The 17396-nt window shown below is 38.7% G+C and carries 14 protein-coding genes; 5 read left to right on the top strand and 9 right to left on the bottom strand.

The features are described 5' to 3' along the window. Position 1: 1 nt before the first annotated feature. Genes plsX through yceD form a run of 3 tightly spaced genes read right to left on the bottom strand, consistent with a single transcriptional unit; the run spans position 2 to position 1746 of the window. Positions 2-1027: a phosphate acyltransferase PlsX gene (plsX, locus tag AC2IP4_RS04060; RefSeq protein ID WP_375320939.1), complete on the bottom strand. Its 1026-nt coding sequence runs from the start codon at positions 1025-1027 to the stop codon at positions 2-4. A gap of 10 nt (positions 1028-1037) precedes the next feature. Further along, complete coding sequence (gene rpmF / locus AC2IP4_RS04055) at positions 1038-1208, bottom strand: 50S ribosomal protein L32 (RefSeq protein ID WP_060991458.1); 171 nt, start codon at positions 1206-1208, stop codon at positions 1038-1040. A 16-nt stretch (positions 1209-1224) separates the two neighbouring features. Beyond that, complete coding sequence (gene yceD / locus AC2IP4_RS04050) at positions 1225-1746, bottom strand: 23S rRNA accumulation protein YceD (RefSeq protein ID WP_105055132.1); 522 nt, start codon at positions 1744-1746, stop codon at positions 1225-1227. Between the two features lie 133 nt (positions 1747-1879). Between yceD and AC2IP4_RS04045 the strand changes: the two genes are divergently transcribed. Continuing rightward, on the top strand, positions 1880-2461 hold the full coding sequence (locus AC2IP4_RS04045; RefSeq protein WP_375320941.1) for a Maf family protein: 582 nt from the start codon (positions 1880-1882) through the stop codon (positions 2459-2461). Between the two features lie 71 nt (positions 2462-2532). Here the strand turns inward: AC2IP4_RS04045 and rluC are convergent, their stop codons facing one another. Further along, positions 2533-3480 (bottom strand): 23S rRNA pseudouridine(955/2504/2580) synthase RluC, encoded by a 948-nt coding sequence (gene rluC / locus AC2IP4_RS04040; protein WP_486306630.1) that lies wholly within the window; start codon positions 3478-3480, stop codon positions 2533-2535. A 9-nt stretch (positions 3481-3489) separates the two neighbouring features. Further along, positions 3490-3690, bottom strand: a complete 201-nt coding sequence (locus AC2IP4_RS04035; protein ID WP_155643843.1) for a hypothetical protein — start codon at positions 3688-3690, stop codon at positions 3490-3492. A 233-nt stretch (positions 3691-3923) separates the two neighbouring features. Between AC2IP4_RS04035 and rne the strand changes: the two genes are divergently transcribed. After that, complete coding sequence (gene rne / locus AC2IP4_RS04030; RefSeq protein WP_486306631.1) at positions 3924-6923, top strand: ribonuclease E; 3000 nt, start codon at positions 3924-3926, stop codon at positions 6921-6923. A 176-nt stretch (positions 6924-7099) separates the two neighbouring features. Then, positions 7100-8647 (top strand): SulP family inorganic anion transporter, encoded by a 1548-nt coding sequence (locus tag AC2IP4_RS04025; RefSeq protein WP_486310575.1) that lies wholly within the window; start codon positions 7100-7102, stop codon positions 8645-8647. A gap of 66 nt (positions 8648-8713) precedes the next feature. Here AC2IP4_RS04025 and AC2IP4_RS04020 read toward each other — a convergent pair whose 3' ends face one another. After that, positions 8714-10165, bottom strand: coding sequence for an HD domain-containing phosphohydrolase (locus AC2IP4_RS04020; RefSeq protein WP_486310574.1), 1452 nt, complete (start codon positions 10163-10165; stop codon positions 8714-8716). Positions 10166-10298: 133 nt separating this feature from the next. On the opposite strand from AC2IP4_RS04020, the gene cobO reads away from it, so the two are divergent. Then, entirely contained in the window at positions 10299-10901 is a 603-nt protein-coding gene (gene cobO, locus AC2IP4_RS04015) for a cob(I)yrinic acid a,c-diamide adenosyltransferase (protein ID WP_375320946.1), read from the top strand. An 85-nt stretch (positions 10902-10986) separates the two neighbouring features. Here cobO and AC2IP4_RS04010 read toward each other — a convergent pair whose 3' ends face one another. The 3 genes from AC2IP4_RS04010 to apbC form a co-directional block, all read right to left on the bottom strand. Then, the gene (locus tag AC2IP4_RS04010) at positions 10987-13116 is read right to left on the bottom strand and encodes an AsmA family protein (protein WP_486310573.1); all 2130 of its coding nucleotides are present in this window, start codon (positions 13114-13116) and stop codon (positions 10987-10989) included. A gap of 175 nt (positions 13117-13291) precedes the next feature. Beyond that, the gene (gene udk, locus AC2IP4_RS04005) at positions 13292-13939 is read right to left on the bottom strand and encodes a uridine kinase (protein WP_060991467.1); all 648 of its coding nucleotides are present in this window, start codon (positions 13937-13939) and stop codon (positions 13292-13294) included. 104 nt (positions 13940-14043) lie between these two features. After that, positions 14044-15111: an iron-sulfur cluster carrier protein ApbC gene (gene apbC / locus AC2IP4_RS04000; protein WP_486306635.1), complete on the bottom strand. Its 1068-nt coding sequence runs from the start codon at positions 15109-15111 to the stop codon at positions 14044-14046. A 132-nt stretch (positions 15112-15243) separates the two neighbouring features. Between apbC and metG the strand changes: the two genes are divergently transcribed. After that, on the top strand, positions 15244-17304 hold the full coding sequence (metG, locus tag AC2IP4_RS03995) for a methionine--tRNA ligase (protein ID WP_486310572.1): 2061 nt from the start codon (positions 15244-15246) through the stop codon (positions 17302-17304). The last annotated feature ends 92 nt before the right edge of the window (positions 17305-17396 follow it).

Below are 17396 nucleotides of genomic sequence, written 5' to 3'. Positions count from 1 at the left end.
ACTAATAATGCCTCTCGAGTAAAACTGCCTCCAAGCGATCACTAATACGGTTAGGTATTTGTCGCTTGACCTCATGAACCGCTTCCTTGATGGCATTGTTAAAGGCAAATACATCTGCACTTCCATGACTCTTAACAACAATGCCACGCAATCCTATCAGACTTGCGCCGTTATACTGGTCGGGGTTCAGCTCTTTTAAGCTAGAAATGACATCACCAAAGAGCCATTTCGCTAAAACTTGTTTAAATTTAGATGTGATCAGGTGTGATTTTAGTTGATCTAAAAATAAATGCGCAACACCTTCACTGGTTTTTAAGCATACATTACCAACAAAACCATCACACACTACTACATCAGCATTACCTTGATAAAGTTTATCGCCTTCAATATAACCGATAAATTCAATATCTTTGCATTGATGTAGCATTTCTGCGCATCGTTTTATTTGATCGTTGCCTTTGATTTCTTCTTCACCAATATTCAATAACGCCACTTTAGCCCTGCGTCCTAATGACTGCTCAGCTAATTCAGATCCCATTACGGCAAATTGAAATAACGTCTCAGCATCACACGATACATTCGCGCCAAGATCAAGCATCCAAGTGCGTTGATTATTTTTCGTAGGTAAAGGACTAATTAATGCAGGACGTTCAACACCAGAGAGAAGCTTCAAGGTAAAACGAGAAAGTCCCATAAGTGCACCAGTATTGCCAGCGCTAATGCACGCGTCAGCTTCTTTACTAGCAACTAAATCAATGGCCATTCGCATTGAACTGCCACGACTGTGTCGTAATGCTTTTGAAGGTGGTGTGTTATTGCCTATAACGCTGTCGCTATGTGCAATAGAAAGTCGTTGGTTGGGGGTATAATTTAGATGTGTTAGCTGTGTAGAAATCGCATGGCGATCTCCAACAACAATAATTTTTAGCTCTGGGAATTGCGACAATGCCTGCACGATGGCAGGCACTGTAACTTGGGGACCGAAATCCCCACCCATCGCATCAATTGCAATGGTTAGCTGCTGCAAAGCGTCAACCTTACTTGTTGATTACCTTGCGGCCACGGTAGTAACCGTCAGCTGTAACGTTGTGACGAAGGTGAGTTTCGCCACTAGTTGCGTCTACAGATAATGCACTTGTAGTTAGTGCATCGTGTGAACGACGCATGCCACGCATTGAACGTGATTTCTTGCTCTTTTGTACGGCCATGGACCCTACTCCTCAATTACTGTTGTTTTAAAGATTTTAAAACATCAAACGGATTCGGTTTCTCTTCCTCTTCAGGAATTTCACCAAATACCAAATTGTTAGATTTGACCTGACAATCTTTAATGTCATGCATAGCGACTTGCGGCAACGCTAGAATGAACTCATCAGTTACCAACTCAACGAGATCAACTTCACCTACTTCATTTAAATCTACAAACTCATATTCCTCAGGAACAAGAGCTGCCTTCTCTTCGCTTAAAAAAGGCGTACACTTAAATGATACATTTAGGTGATGTTCAAAATTTTCATTACAGCGTTGACATTCCAACAACACATTGACGTTAGCTTTACCAGAGATAACGGCTAGTCGTTGTTCGTCAACTTTAAACGACATTGTGACTTCAGCATCACTTTTCACATCTACAGTAGACTCAGCCAAACGCTTTAAAATATCAGATTGGATGATTCCATCGTAGTCTAATCTTCGTTGAGCGTTTTGGATTGCATCAACTGTTCGTGGTAATTTTACCTTTTGCATAGGGCGCGCATCTTATCTTTCTAAAGCCTTCGAGTCAAAGAAAAATGGCAAAAATTATGCTTTTTTTCTTCCCAGTTGCTATTTCAGCAGAGTTGCTAATAATAAACGAAAAATTAAAGAAGAAGAACCCATTATGCAACCAAAACTGATTCTAGCTTCAACATCACCTTTTCGCCGCTCGATCTTGGAGAAGATCCAAGTTCCTTTTGATGCAATTTCACCCAATTGCGATGAAACACCACAAGAAAATGAATTACCTACTGCATTAGTCATTCGCTTAGCAGAACAAAAAGCCCGCTCCTGTAACATAAAAGATCCTAATCACCTGATCATAGGATCCGACCAAGTCTGCGTAATCAACGGGCAGATTATTGGCAAACCATTAACACGCGAAAAAGCAATTATTCAGCTTCAAAAAGCCAGTGGGCAAACCATCACTTTTTACACGGGCTTATCCTTGCTCAATACAACAACAATGATCGCGGAAACTCTTTGTGAAGAGTTTCATGTTCATTTTCGTCAATTAACCTCACAGCAAATTGAAAACTATGTTGATAAAGAAATGCCATTGTATTGTGCTGGTAGTTTTAAATGTGAAGGTTTAGGTATCGCATTATTTAATAAATTAGAAGGAAAAGACCCTAACTCGCTTATCGGCCTTCCTCTAATATCTTTAATTGATATGTTAGAACGTCAACATTTTTCAGTTCTTTAAATCGTATTAAAAAAAAGCGATAAGTATCAATTCGACACTTATCGCTAAAATAATAAAAAATTAGCAACACGTTACTTTTTAGAACGCAATCCTTTTAAAACTCTTTCTAGTCGATTTTCCATTGGAGCGCTGATATCCATTAACTCTTCCGTACTTGGGTGAGTAAATTTGATATTTGCTGCGTGTAAGAACAATCGGTCTAAACCAAATTTACCAGAATAAGCATCAAATCGTCTATCGCCATAACGGTCATCCCAACCAATTGGGTGGCCAGTGTACTGTGCATGAACACGAATTTGATGGGTACGCCCTGTAATCGGACTTGCCTGAATTAATGTCGCTTGCTCAAATTTTTCTAAAATTTTAAAACGGGTTTCAGAAGGCTTGCCGTTCGGATTAACACGGACAATACTATTCACTTCATTTTTAAGTAAAGGAACATTAACCACTTTACACGTGCTCTTCCATTGGCCCATAACTAAAGCAAAATAGTATTTTTGTACTGTTTTGTTTCTGAATTGTTCTTGTAAGCGACGTAACGCTGAACGTTTTTTCGCAATTAAGAGGATCCCAGAAGTATCTCTATCAATTCGGTGCACTAACTCTAAAAAACGAGCATCGGGACGCAAAGCTCGTAATGCTTCAATCGCACCAAACTTTAAGCCACTACCACCATGTACAGCGGTACCTGATGGTTTATTTAAAATAAGAAGATGGTCATCTTCATAAATAATACAGCTTTCAAGTTCTGAAACTTTAGACAGTTTAACGCTTGGTAACTCAGGCGCTGTCGATTCAGGAATCTTCACGGGAGGAATACGAACCAAATCCCCTTCTTGAAGTTTGTATTCTGGTTTAATACGTTTTTTATTTACACGAACTTCGCCTTTACGCACAATTCGGTAAATCATACTTTTTGGTACATTTTTTAAGCGGGCAAGAAGAAAATTATCGATTCGTTGCCCTGCAAAGTCGTCATCGATCTCGACGAATTGCACTTTAGGTTTATCTTCATTCATTCTCTTATTCTACTGTCTTAATTCTAATTGATGAACCTTTTTTACCTCAGTTTCAAATAATGAAGATTGCTGAGGCTTGATCTGACTGTTATAGTTAGCACCTGAAATCGGCCCAGATGGCCATTTCTTCACCTTGGTGAGCATAAAAGCACCAAAAGAACAAAAAATATACTGCTCGAATGCGGTGATGCAGCAATTGGCGTAAGACATCTACACTGCTTTGAGTTTTTTTGCTTGTTATGCCTAAACCATTTTTTATGTTTTAACGACCGCGAATAATTGCGGATCAGCACTATTTTATCGATAGTGTTGATGTGGATTGTGCCCTAGAGCATCCCTGAGTTCCAGCCGTGAGGCTGCACATGTAATCAGCCTTGGGATCTGGCACCATTTAAAATGGATTAAGATATACAAGCTCGACAATTTGTAATGAGTATTCCCTAATGAAAAGAATGTTGATTAACGCAACCCAAAAGGAAGAGTTGCGCGTCGCATTAGTTGATGGCCAGCGCCTTTTTGATTTAGATATCGAAAGCCCAGGTCACGAATCTAAGAAAGCTAATATTTATAAAGGTAAAATCACCCGTATCGAACCAAGCTTGGAAGCAGCTTTTGTTGATTACGGTGCTGATCGCCACGGTTTCCTTCCCCTTAAGGAAATCGCTAAAGAATATTTCCCACAAGGTTACACTTATCAAGGTCGTCCAAATATCAAGGACGTATTGAAAGAAGGCCAAGAAGTTATTGTTCAAGTTGAAAAAGAAGAGCGTGGCAACAAAGGCGCAGCTTTAACAACGTTCATATCTCTGGCTGGTAGCTACCTTGTTCTTATGCCTAATAACCCTCGTGCTGGCGGTATTTCTCGTCGTATCGAAGGTGAAGAACGTACTCAATTAAAAGCAGCATTAAGCACATTAGAATTACCTCAAGGTATGGGTCTAATTGTTCGTACTGCCGGTGTTGGTAAATCAGCTGAAGAACTTGAATGGGACTTAAACGTACTCCTAAATCATTGGGAAGCCGTTAAACACGCCTCTGAATCAAACCAAGCACCTTTCCTAATTCATCAAGAAAGTAATGTAATTGTTCGCGCAATTCGTGATTACTTACGTCGTGACATTGGCGAAATCTTGATTGATAGCCCAACAATTTTTGATCGTGCTCGTCAACACATCCAACTTATTCGTCCTGATTTCTTATCTCGCGTTAAGTTATATGAAGGCGAAGTACCGCTATTTAGCCACTACCAAATTGAAAGCCAGATTGAATCGGCTTTTGAACGTGAAGTGCGCTTACCTTCTGGCGGCTCAATTGTTATTGACCCAACAGAAGCACTGACTTCTATTGATATCAACTCAGCTCGTGCAACTAAAGGCGGCGATATCGAAGAAACAGCATTAAATACTAACCTAGAAGCTGCTGATGAAATTGCTCGTCAATTACGTTTGCGTGATCTAGGTGGCCTAGTTGTTATCGATTTCATTGATATGACGCCTGTTCGTCATCAACGTGAAGTAGAAAACCGTATGCGTGAAGCTGTTCGTATGGACCGCGCTCGTGTTCAAATTGGTCGTATTTCTCGCTTTGGTTTATTAGAAATGTCTCGCCAACGCTTAAGCCCGTCTTTAGCTGAAGCAAGCCATCACATTTGTCCTCGTTGTACAGGTACAGGTGTTGTTCGTGATAATGAATCTCTAGCACTGTCTGTTTTACGTTTAATCGAAGAAGAATCTCTAAAAGACAACACAACTCAAGTACTTGCTGTTGTACCTGTTGCTATTGCTTCTTACTTACTAAATGAAAAACGTCGTTCTGTTCAGCATATTGAGAAATTCCATAGCGTTCGTGTAATCATTGTTCCAAACTCAGATATGGAAACACCTCACTTTGAAGTGATTCGTATCCGTGAAGGTGAAGAACAAGAAATGCTGTCTTACCTTCTTCCTAAGAAGTTAGAAGCATTACGTGAAGCAGAAGCAAAAGAAGTTCCTGCGATTAATGTTGCACCAAGAAAACGTGAAGAACCGGTTCTTCAAGGTTTCAGTGCTCCAACTCAAGCTGCACCAGTAGCTAAAGCTCCAGAAGCTAAAACTACAGCACCTAAAGCTTCAGCAGCAACAGAAGAAAAACCTGGCCTAATTAGCCGTTTCTTCTCTGCGATTGCTAATTTCTTCTCTGCACCAGAAACAGCACCTGCTGAGACTGAGAAAAAAGAAGAAGAAAAACCAGCACAACCGCAACGTCGTAATCAAAACCGTAATAACGATCGTCGTCGTAACGAAAATGGTCGTAATAACCGTAATAATCGTCGTAACGGCAATGACAATCGTACCAACAACGAAAATCGTAATGATAATCGTCGAGGTAAGAAAGTTGAAGATGCTCCAGTTGCTGCAACTAAACCAGTAAAAGCAACTGAAAATAAATCAACGAAACAACCTAAAGTTCGCAAAGAAATTGCTGAACAAGGTATTCAGTTGGCAGCTGAAGCACAACAAACTCCAGCTCAAGCATCAGAAAAACCAGCTGAGAAGCGTGAGAAGACGGTTCAAGTAAAACAACGTCGTCAACGTCGTCAGCTACAGAAAAAAGTTCGTACAGGTCAAGCAGTTGAAGCTGAAGTAGAAACTAAAGTTGTCACAACGGTTGAAGCTCAAGCGCAACAGCCTACAGTAGCGACTGAAGCAAATACAGAGCGTAAAGAAGGACAACGTCGTAATCGTCGCTCACCTCGTCATTTACGTGCAAGTGGTCAACGCCGTCGTCGTCGTGATCGTCGTCCTGTAAATCCTGCTCGTCTATTTTCAGGTGTTGCATCACCTGAAATGGCTATGGGTAAAGTTTATCCTGATTACGCTCAAATCTTAGAGCAGAAATTGGCTAGACAGCAACAAGAAAAATTTGTTGATAACGATACTCAAAATGCACAGGATGAAGCAAACAAATCAACAACAGTGAAAACACTAGTTGGTGGTGTTGCTTTCCCTGAAATGGCAATGGGTAAAGTATTACTTCCTTACGTAGCTGCTCCAGTGGTTGAAGAAGCAATTATTGTTGAAGCTCCTATTACAGAAGCACCAGTAATAGAGACACCTGCAGCAGTAGAACCGACTAAAGTAGAGGCACCCGTTGCTATCGAACCAGTAGAGGTTGTTGTTGAAGAGAAAGTCGCTCCTCTTGAAGTAGCAGAAGTAGTAGAGCCAGCGCCTATTGTTGAAATTGCAGTAGAAACTCCATCTAAAGCTGATGTTGTGATTACTAAGCCACAATATAAAGGTCAAGCATCTTCAGGGATGACGAAAGCAGCAGGCCCTACAGAGATTAAAGAAATCACTGTAACGGCAGCCGCATTCAGAACTGAGCGCTTTACACCTAAGCAAGCCGGTAGCCAAACTGCTACAGGTAAAGCAAGCGCAGCAATGGCAAAAACAGCAGGTTTATAATTTTTTAGGCATTAACCTCTAAATAACAAAACCATCTAATTAAGCAAGTTACATTTCGATGTAACTTGCTTTTTTTTATATCAATAATCTGAATAGATATTGAAGTTCATCACGCTTTTCTGTACGATTCGCCGCATACTATGCTTGAAAAACAACCAAGAAGATATCTAAAAATAATGTTTGAATTCCCAAAATTTTCTAATCATTCAGTGAAGAATGATGTTCTATCAGGGTTAACCGTTGCGTTAGCTCTGGTCCCTGAAGCTGTTGCTTTCGCCTTTGTTGCTGGTGTTGACCCTATGGTTGGCCTATATGCTGCTTTCATTGTCGGTTTAATTACATCAATTATTGGTGGTCGCCCAGGAATGATTTCTGGCGCAACTGGCGCGATGGCCGTTGTAATGGTTAGCTTAGTAGCAGTTCACGGCGTACAGTACCTTTTTGCAGCAATCTTACTCGCCGGCCTACTACAAATAACAGCAGGTTTATTCAAATTAGGTAAGTTCATTCGTATCGTGCCACACCCAGTAATGATTGGTTTTGTTAATGGCTTAGCTATCGTCATATTCCTTGCTCAACTTGGTCAATTTAAAGCGCCTGATGCACTAGGTAATTTAGATTGGCTTCAGGGCGAGCAAATGATGCTAATGCTTGGCTTAGTTACTGTAACTATGGCAATTATTCACTTCTTACCTAAATTAACAACAGCAGTACCTTCTTCATTGGTTGCTATCATTGTTGTTACAGGATTAGTTCAAGGCTTAGATTTAGATACTCGTACGGTTGTTGATTTCCTACGTACAATGAGTGGTGATGAAGCAGCTACTCTAGCTGGCTCTCTACCTACCTTTTCTGTACCTAATGTTCCATTATCTTTAGAAACACTGTACATCATCTTTCCTTACGCGCTTATTTTAGCGGCTATCGGTTTAATTGAATCATTACTAACTCTAACTGTAATTGATGAAATGACAGGTACCCGTGGTCAATCTAACCGTGAATGTATAGGCCAAGGCGTAGCAAACGTTACTTGCTCTGTATTTGGCGCGATGGGTGGCTGTGCGATGATTGGTCAATCAATGATCAACGTGAATTCTGGTGGTCGCGGTCGTCTATCTGGAATAACTGCCGCACTTGCTCTACTTGGTTTTATCTTATTTACTTCTGGCTTAATTGAAATGATCCCACTAGCAGCATTAGTTGGGGTAATGTTCATGGTTGTTATTGGTACATTTGAATGGGCTACATTCAAACTGGCTCGTCGCGTACCAAAGCAAGACTTCTTTGTCATTGTTTTAGTAACAGTCGTAACCGTTCTTACTGACCTTGCTGTAGCCGTTGGTGTTGGTGTTGTTGCTTCTGCGCTTATGTTTGCATGGCAACACGCAAAACATATTTACTCAACTAACTCAATGAACGAAGAAGGCTCTAAAGTATATGAAATTAATGGGCCAATCTTCTTTGGCTCTGCAGCTAATTTCTTAGAATTATTTGATGTAGATAATGACCCTCAAGATATCATTATCGATTTTGCTACATCACGTGTTGTAGACCATTCAGCAATTGAAGCGGTTGATACCATTGCTGAACGTTATTCTAAAGCGGGAAAAAAAGTACATCTGCGCCATTTAAGCCAAGATTGTCATGCGCTTCTAAACAAGGCTGGTAGCCTAGTAGAAATTAATGTGCAAGAAGACCCAATCTACAAAGTGGTTAGCCAATAGTTTCACTTTTATAATTGATTGATAATAAAAATCCCGATATGGTTATCCTATCGGGATTTTTTATATTTAATTGTCTTGATATTGCTCTGCTATCTTTTTAAATTCCATTTCCACACTTAAAAAAGACTCTACAATAATTGGGGCAAAATGACTCCCCTTACCTTCTAAAATAATATTTCTTGCCTTCTCATGACTAAAACCAGGCTTATAAACTCGTTTTGATATAAGAGCATCATAGACATCTGCCAAAGCCATTAATCGACCAGATAAAGGAATATCTTCACCTTGTAATTGTTGAGGATAACCACTACCATTCCATTTCTCATGATGAGTTAGTGCGATTTCTTTAGCCAATTGCAAGAATGAGCTTTCACCTTCCATTTGAGATTCAGCGACTTCAAGTGCTTTTGCACCAATAATTGCATGGCCTTTCATTATCTCAAATTCTTCATCGGTTAACTTTCCAGGTTTAAGTAAAATAGCATCAGGGATCCCCACTTTACCTACGTCATGTAATGGTGCTGATTTAAAAAGCAAATTAATATAATTATCTGTTAATACATCGGAGTAACCTGCTTTCTTTCTTAAATCAAAGGCGAGCACTCGAATATATTCTTGAGTTCGTAAAATATGTGCGCCTGTTTCGTTATCTCTTGATTCTGCCAGAGCAGATAAACCAACAATAGCTGAATCTCGAGTCTGTTGGATCTCAGTTTGACTTTCTTCTAAGCTAGATAGCATCTTATTAGTTAATGAAGCTAAAACACCAAATTCGTCATTATTATAAACAGGTAAGCGATCACTCAGCACCCCTCCAGCTACGTTATTTAACGTCATCTCTTTCATGTTTAAAATAAGTGATAATTTCTTTCCCCATAAAAATACAACTGCAAATGTATATAGGAAAAGAATAAAGCTCACAAAAACAAACTCTTTAATTATGCTTATTTTACCTTCACCACTTAAATAATAATTCTCAGCACTTTCTAACCAAAATAAATCTTTGACCGCAATCATGACTAATGTGGTTGTTAATGCAATGACAAGCAGAACAATTAACATCGTAAATTGTTGTGTTATAGACTCTCGATCTCCATGCAAATCGGTACTAACGGCGAATTGCTTAGGCATATTCTTATAGAGTTCAATCAATCTAATTTGTGCTGTTATTATTCCAGTAAATACCCCTAAGATTATCATACCAAAAATAACTTTAAGATTACTTTCAAATGGGAAGCCATAAATAGTCGCCATATAAATTGACATAACCAATCCGAATAAAGAAAACAAAACAACTTCTGTTAAAAATGGGGATTTTCGACTAAAAAAAGTAAAACGAGGAATTAAAAAAAATCGGCTTATTAACATAAATATAAACGTTAAATTAACCTCAAAAAAAACAATCTCTCTAGGTAAAGATTCAATAAAAGGACAAACAAAAACACCGTAAAAAGCAAAAACAACCGCAGCAAAAACATATAAGCAAATAATGCTCTTTGTATTTAATTTATAATTCATTTCTATGACCCTAGTTTATAATTAACACAATCATCACACTAACAAAGATAAATTTCAATCCGACCACTACGATGAACAGGTTTCACTCTTATTTATTCATTGCTATGATTCAAGATCTAACATGGAGATAATAATGAATAGCAGCTCAAAAGATGAACGTTACAAACAACGTCAAACAAAGATAAAAGAGAACGTCGATAAGCGTGTAGAAAAAGCACAAATAGAAAAAGGCTTATTAATTGTTGTTACAGGTAACGGAAAAGGAAAAACAACATCTGGCTTTGGAACAGTAGCGAGGGCTGTTGGCCATGGATTGAATTGTGTCGTTGCTCAATTTATCAAAGGTACATGGGATTGCGGTGAAAGAAACCTGTTAGAGGGCCATGGTGTTCCTTTTCATGTAATGAAAACAGGATTCACTTGGAATACTCAGGATAAAACTACGGACACAGTAGCAGCACAACAAGTATGGCAAGAGTGTAAGAAAAGCCTGTCTGATGAATCAATCGATCTCGTTTTATTAGATGAGATGACTTACATGGTCACTTATGGCTATATTGACTTAGAAGAGCTTAAAACAGCTTTGATAAATCGTCCAAAAATGCAATCTGTGGTAATTACAGGGCGAGCAGCGCATCGAGAGTTAATAGAAATGGCTGATACTGTTTCTGAAGTTCGTAATGTTAAACATGCGTTTGATTCTGGAGTAAAAGCGCTGAAAGGCATAGATTGGTAAGTAATATCACTTTCAATAATTAAAAAAATGGCCTGTATCATTAAAGATTACAGGCCATTTTCTATTCCATTCTCATTAAGTTAGGTTAATTAAATAACCCTTTTAGCAATTTGTCCGCTGCTTCTTTTACTTTTTCATCCTTAATTTTATCGCCATATTTTTCTTCTAGCTTTTCAATACCACGATCAATTTCTTTTTTCGCTTTCTGTTGCATTACATCGTCAAACTCAAGCTTATACTTTGGTTTTTCCCAAGGGCCTGTAATTCGAATAGGGATCGTAACATCCTTAAGATCACTAATCTCCTTACCGCCTTGACCTTTCAATGACCCAACTATTGATGTTTTAATCAGCATATTGGCAGTTTCATTTATATAATGTGCAGAACCTTCCCCATGAATTCTTAACAATGGTGAAACCATCTTAATATTTTTAGTCGTTGCATTACCTTTCGCTAAATAAAAGTCCGCAGATAATGCACTAAAATCTGTTTTTTCAGCTTCTTCACTGCCTTTCACTTTTTCGCCTTTAATTTTGGCATAGGTAGTTCTGATAAGTAGTGGAATATTCACCCCGTTTACCGCGCCATCAGCAAAATTGATCGATGCTTTACCTTTTAGGTTTTGTTTTAACGCTGTCGGCTTTAAGCTTTTACCAGAAAGATTCAGATTAATGCTTCCTGTTCCTTCAATTAGGCTTTCTCCCATTACATCAATTAATAATGGCGCGACTTTAACTCCTTTAATCGCTTGCTTAACAGAATAACTTGACGTCGAGTTACGAGCATCAAGAGTCGCCGTCATATCAATGGCACCACTGTATAAATCAGAATAAAACTTAGTTAACGCCAATACCCCGCGATTTACCGAGAATACCGATTCTACATTCTGCATTTTTGCATTATTGGCTTTAAATTTATCAATGATGATAGTACCTGCAACATCTAGTGTTTTTAATGCACTTAAATCAGGCTCAACTTCTTTAACGGGTTTTGATGCGCTATTTGATGTACTTGTTTTAGCCTTCTCATCAGTTACTTGAGTATCGCTTTGTGGCAATGTTGCTAATAGTGCATCAACATCAATATTAGGACTACGTAAAGAAAAACGTACTTTCGGGATGTCCCTTAACTCAACACTCGCTTTACCCGTAAAATCAGTATCGACAGCAGATAAAGTAAGCTTTTCTACCTTTAATAAGGATTTGTTTAAATCAAATGAACTATCAAAACCAATAATGGCCGTAACGTCTTCATTTGGTAAACCTTTACCTTTTACGTTATTGGTACTTTTAAATGACTTAATGCGGATAAGATCTAATGTTTTAGGGACATTAATAGCAAAGGAAGATTCTGAATTAACCATTAATTCATTTGCTTTCCCTTTTGCAATAAGTTTAATGTTGGCCCATTCATCAAAAGAAAATTCATCTATCGTAAAAGTAATATCATTAAATTTATTCGTTGCATCTGAATATGATGCTGTAAGTTCGGTCTGCTTTAACGATACAGCATCCAACGTAGTTGAAATATTTAAATCGGTTTTACCAGCAAGAGATATTTTCTGCTGACCTAAATCCCCTTCAACATCGAACGTTAAATTTGCCCATTCTCCCGGACTAAATTGAGATAATGATAAATTTATGTCATTAAGTTTTGTTTTTGACCCTACTTTATCATTTTGAATAAGTACTTCTGCATTCGTTAAGGCAATGCCTTCTAAAGTGATTTTCCAATCATTGATACTTGTGCTCGGTTGAGAGTTATCATTAGCAACCACATTAGAGTCTTCAGATACTGGCGATTTGGTTTTAACCTGTGTGTTTTTCGGCGCTATGTTATCAAGATTAGTCGCGCCGTCTTTTAATGTATGTAAGGTAAAAGAGGCTCCATCTAAAGTGACCAGTCCTATATTTATTTCATGATGGAATAATGGACGTACATTCAGATCCAAAATTGCATTATCAAACTTAACTAAATTCGGAGTGGCGAACCCTTCAGGGTTACTTAGTGCTGTCTTCCCAATAGAAAAACCTATCGATGGGAAAAATCGCCATTCAATATCACCATCAATGGTTAATTGACGACCAGTCTGAGCTTCAACTTGCTCTTTTATCAAGGGTTTAAAATCGTTAGGGTTAACAAGTAATACCAGCACCAATAAAGCGGCAATGATAGCGATAAACGGTATGCTAACTAATAGGGCTATTTTTTTCACGGCCAAAATCCATCTAATGTATTGAAATGGTAACAAGAGTGTTAATTATGCCATTGCTTAAGCATAATAAACATAGGGTTACCTATAGTTATATACCTAAATAGCGTGAAGTAACAGAAATCAGACAAAAAAAAGGCCAACGATAACGTCGGCCTATTTATATAATTTCGTTTTATTATGCTTTCAATAAACGAGAAATGTGTGCTTTTAATACATCAATAGCGATACGGTTTTTGCCACCACGTGGAACGATAATGTCAGCATGTTGCTTCGATGGGTCAATAAACTGCATAAACATTGGACGTACTGTTTTCTGATATTGTTCAAATACAGATTCCATTGTTCGGCCACGTTCTTCTACATCACGCTTAGCACGACGTAATAAACAAATATCTAAAGGCGTATCCATGAACACACTTGCATGCATTAAATTACGTAAACGAGGATCTGTTAGTAATAAAATACCTTCAAGAATGATTACTTTCTTTGGAGTCATTACTTCAACATCAGTTGTACGAGTATGTTCTGTGTAGCTGTAAGTCGGAATATTAACCGCTTCACCACGCATTAACTGCTCAAGATGCTCACTCAATAATTGGTGATCAAGTGCATTTGGGTGATCGTAATTCGTTTTGACTCTTTCTTCCATGGTCAGGTGGCTTTGGTCCTTGTAGTAACTGTCTTCAGTTATTACGCCAATTTGGTGGTCGCCAACTTTTGCTCGTAGTTCGTTATAAATAGTCGAAGCGATCAAGCTCTTACCTGAAGCTGATGCGCCTGCAATACCTACGATAATACAGTGATGATTACTGTTCTCTGACATAAAAGATACCTAAAGTGTGCGAGATACGGTTATTAAAATAAAACCGCCTGATTATAAGGATTACTCTCCACACTTTCCACCGAAAATTACATATAACTGTGAAGCTACAATGACTTGAACATTATTTGGTCAACCACGACCTTACCCTGCCAATATAAACAGCTTGAAACTTGTTCCGCTAATTCAATATAAAGTTTACTGTGTGCACTGGAAGAGTCAGACGCAACACTTGGGGTGCCAGAATCAGTCTCACTACGAATATCAATATGCAAGGGAAGCTGCCCTAATAACGGAATAGAATAATGCTGTGCCATTAATGCAGCACCACCCGTGCCGAAAATTGCTTCCTCATAACCACAATTAGAACAAATATGTACGCTCATATTTTCGACCACACCAATCACAGGAATATCTACTTTAGTAAACATATTTACCCCTTTTATAGCGTCCGTTAACGCTAAATCCTGTGGTGTTGTTACGATAACCGCCCCTGTCGTTGGGATCTGTTGTGACAAAGTAAGTTGAATATCACCTGTGCCTGGTGGCATATCAATGACTAAATAATCCAAATCAGGCCACAAAGTTTCATTGACTAATTGTGACAAAGCTTTAGAGGCCATTGGACCACGCCATACTGCCGCTTCTGATTTATCAACCAAATAACCAATCGAGTTACTATAAAGACAGTGAGCTTCAACTGGCATCATTCGATTATTATCAACAATGTTTGGTTTCTTATCTTCAACACCCAGCATTAACGGAACTGAGGGACCATAAATATCTGCATCTAAAATCCCAACTCTCGCACCTAAATATTGGAGAGCTAATGCTAAATTAACCGCAGTTGTTGATTTACCAACCCCACCCTTGCCAGAGCTGACTGCTATAATATTTTTAACGCCTTTAACCGCTTGCTTATCTGTTTTTAATGTTGCGACTTTAAATGCCACCACTAACTCTAAAGAAGAAAGGTTAAGTTGTTCTTTTTGCTCTGCCACCCAAAGAAGTAAATTTCGTTCCACTGAGCGAGAGACAAAAGGCAATGTTACAGTAATAACTCCCGTAGCAGAGATACAGACCATATTAGGGATCTCCGCCCAACCCTCACAAAGTTGTGGATGTGTAAAATCATTGAGCCAATTTTTAATCTCTGCCATCGTTGTAAATGCCATCTTGTCACTCCTCAGTTATTTTTACTCATCCTATCACTAATTGAACCCTTGATCCTCTATGCATTCAGGCTCGCATCAGGTACTATTTATCTCTTAAAATTTTCACCCATCACATTAAGCGAAAGAGAAGATATGGCTACAGATCCGAGAAAAATTCTGGTTACATGTGCCCTACCGTATGCAAACGGTTCAATCCACTTAGGCCACATGCTTGAGCATATCCAAGCGGATATCTGGGTTCGTTACCAACGTTTACGTGGCAACGACGTTAACTTTATTTGTGCAGATGATGCTCACGGCACACCAATCATGCTTAAAGCTCAACAGATGGGTATCACTCCTGAAGAAATGATTGCAGCAGTTAGCGAAGAGCATCAAAAAGATTTCGCAGGCTTCGACATCAGCTTTGATAACTATCACAGCACACACAGTGATGAAAACCGTGAATTAGCTTCTCATATCTATTTAGAGCTAAAAAAGAACGGTTTTATTACTAGCCGTACTATCTCTCAATTATTTGATCCAGAAAAAGAGATGTTCTTACCTGACCGTTTCGTGAAGGGAACTTGCCCGAAATGTAAGTCAGAAGATCAATACGGTGACAACTGTGATAATTGTGGTGAAACCTACAGCCCTACTGATTTAATCAACCCTAAATCAGCGGTTTCTGGTGCAACACCGGTAATGAAAGACTCTGAGCATTTCTTCTTTGACTTACCTCAGTTTGAAAGCATGTTAAAAGAGTGGACTCGCTCTGGCTCTCTTCAAACTGAAACTGCAAATAAAATGCAAGAATGGTTTGAATCTGGTTTACAACAGTGGGACATCTCTCGTGATGCGCCTTATTTTGGTTTTGAAATTCCAGGTGAAACTAACAAGTTCTTCTACGTTTGGTTAGATGCCCCAATTGGCTACATGGGTTCATTCAAAAACCTTTGTAACAAGCGTAACGATCTAAACTTTGATGAGTACTGGAAAAAAGACAGCACCACAGAGCTTTATCACTTCATTGGTAAAGACATTGTTTACTTCCACAGCCTATTCTGGCCTGCAATGCTAGAAGGTTCAGGTTTCCGTAAGCCAAACAATGTATTTGTTCATGGTTACGTAACAGTAAATGGCGCAAAAATGTCTAAATCAAAAGGCACATTCATTAAAGCAGGTACTTACTTAAATCACCTAGATCCTGAGTGTTTACGTTATTACTACGCCGCTAAACTTAACAGCCGTATTGATGATCTTGATTTAAACCTTGAAGATTTCACTCAACGTGTAAACTCTGATGTCGTAAATAAGATTGTTAACCTAGCTTCTCGTAACGCTGGTTTCATTACTAAACGTTTTGATGACAAACTTTCTGATAACTTTGTTGCTCCTGAGCTTTACAACGAATTCGTTGCTGCTGAAGGTCGCATTGCTGAGCTATACGAAACTCGTGAATTTAGTCGTGCTATTCGTGAAATTACCGCGCTTGCTGATAAAGCAAACCAGTACATTGACGAAAAAGCACCTTGGGTTCTCGCGAAGGAAGAAGGTAAAGAACAAGAGCTACAAGAAGTTGCTTCTGTTGGTATTAACTTATTCCGCGTATTAATGGCTTACTTAAAACCAGTAATGCCAGAGCTTGCTGCACGTACTGAAGCTTTCTTAAATGAAACGCTGACGTGGGAAGGCATTGCACAACCACTAACGTCTCATGAGATTACTAAGTTCAAAGCACTATTTGCTCGTATTGATCCTAAAAAAGTAGAAGCAATGGTTGAAGCATCAAAAGCAGATGCCGCAATTGAAATGGCAGCAAAAGAGAAAGCAGAAGCGGACAAAGAAAAAGCAAGCCAAACTGAACTAGATAAAGATCCAATCGCAGATGAGATTGAATTCGATGCGTTCGAAGCGGTTGATATGCGTATTGCTCGTATTATCTCTTGTGAAGAAGTTCCAAAAGCAAACAAACTACTTAAATTCCAATTGGACATCGGCGGTGAAACTCGCCAAGTATTCTCTGGAATTAAATCAGCATACAAACCTGAAGAACTAGAAGGGAAGCTAACTGTTATGGTTGCTAACCTTAAACCTCGTAAGATGAAGTTTGGTATGTCTGAAGGCATGATCCTAGCTGCAGGCCCTGGTGGCAAAGATCTTTGGATCCTTGAACCACACGAAGGTGCTCAACCTGGTATGCGTGTAATGTAATTCTTTTTTAAAAGATAATTACAAGCAAAAATAGAGACCAAATGGTCTCTATTTTTTTATCTATTTATAGGTGATTACAAATTAAGAATCTT

The sequence above is a fragment of the Aliivibrio thorii genome (assembly GCF_057368585.1).
This window is presented reverse-complemented; position numbering and strand designations above follow the sequence as displayed.

Excerpts from the sequence above, each read along its gene's own strand:
- rpmF (WP_060991458.1), bottom strand. The coding sequence starts at position 1,208 with ATGGCCGTACAAAAGAGCAAGAAATCACGTTCAATGCGTGGCATGCGT.
- yceD (WP_105055132.1), bottom strand. The coding sequence starts at position 1,746 with ATGCAAAAGGTAAAATTACCACGAACAGTTGATGCAATCCAAAACGCT.
- AC2IP4_RS04045 (WP_375320941.1), top strand. The coding sequence starts at position 1,880 with ATGCAACCAAAACTGATTCTAGCTTCAACATCACCTTTTCGCCGCTCG.
- rluC (WP_486306630.1), bottom strand. The coding sequence starts at position 3,480 with ATGAATGAAGATAAACCTAAAGTGCAATTCGTCGAGATCGATGACGAC.
- AC2IP4_RS04035 (WP_155643843.1), bottom strand. The coding sequence starts at position 3,690 with ATGTCTTACGCCAATTGCTGCATCACCGCATTCGAGCAGTATATTTTT.
- rne (WP_486306631.1), top strand. The coding sequence starts at position 3,924 with ATGAAAAGAATGTTGATTAACGCAACCCAAAAGGAAGAGTTGCGCGTC.
- AC2IP4_RS04025 (WP_486310575.1), top strand. The coding sequence starts at position 7,100 with ATGTTTGAATTCCCAAAATTTTCTAATCATTCAGTGAAGAATGATGTT.
- AC2IP4_RS04020 (WP_486310574.1), bottom strand. The coding sequence starts at position 10,165 with ATGAATTATAAATTAAATACAAAGAGCATTATTTGCTTATATGTTTTT.
- cobO (WP_375320946.1), top strand. The coding sequence starts at position 10,299 with ATGAATAGCAGCTCAAAAGATGAACGTTACAAACAACGTCAAACAAAG.
- udk (WP_060991467.1), bottom strand. The coding sequence starts at position 13,939 with ATGTCAGAGAACAGTAATCATCACTGTATTATCGTAGGTATTGCAGGC.
- apbC (WP_486306635.1), bottom strand. The coding sequence starts at position 15,111 with ATGGCATTTACAACGATGGCAGAGATTAAAAATTGGCTCAATGATTTT.
- metG (WP_486310572.1), top strand. The coding sequence starts at position 15,244 with ATGGCTACAGATCCGAGAAAAATTCTGGTTACATGTGCCCTACCGTAT.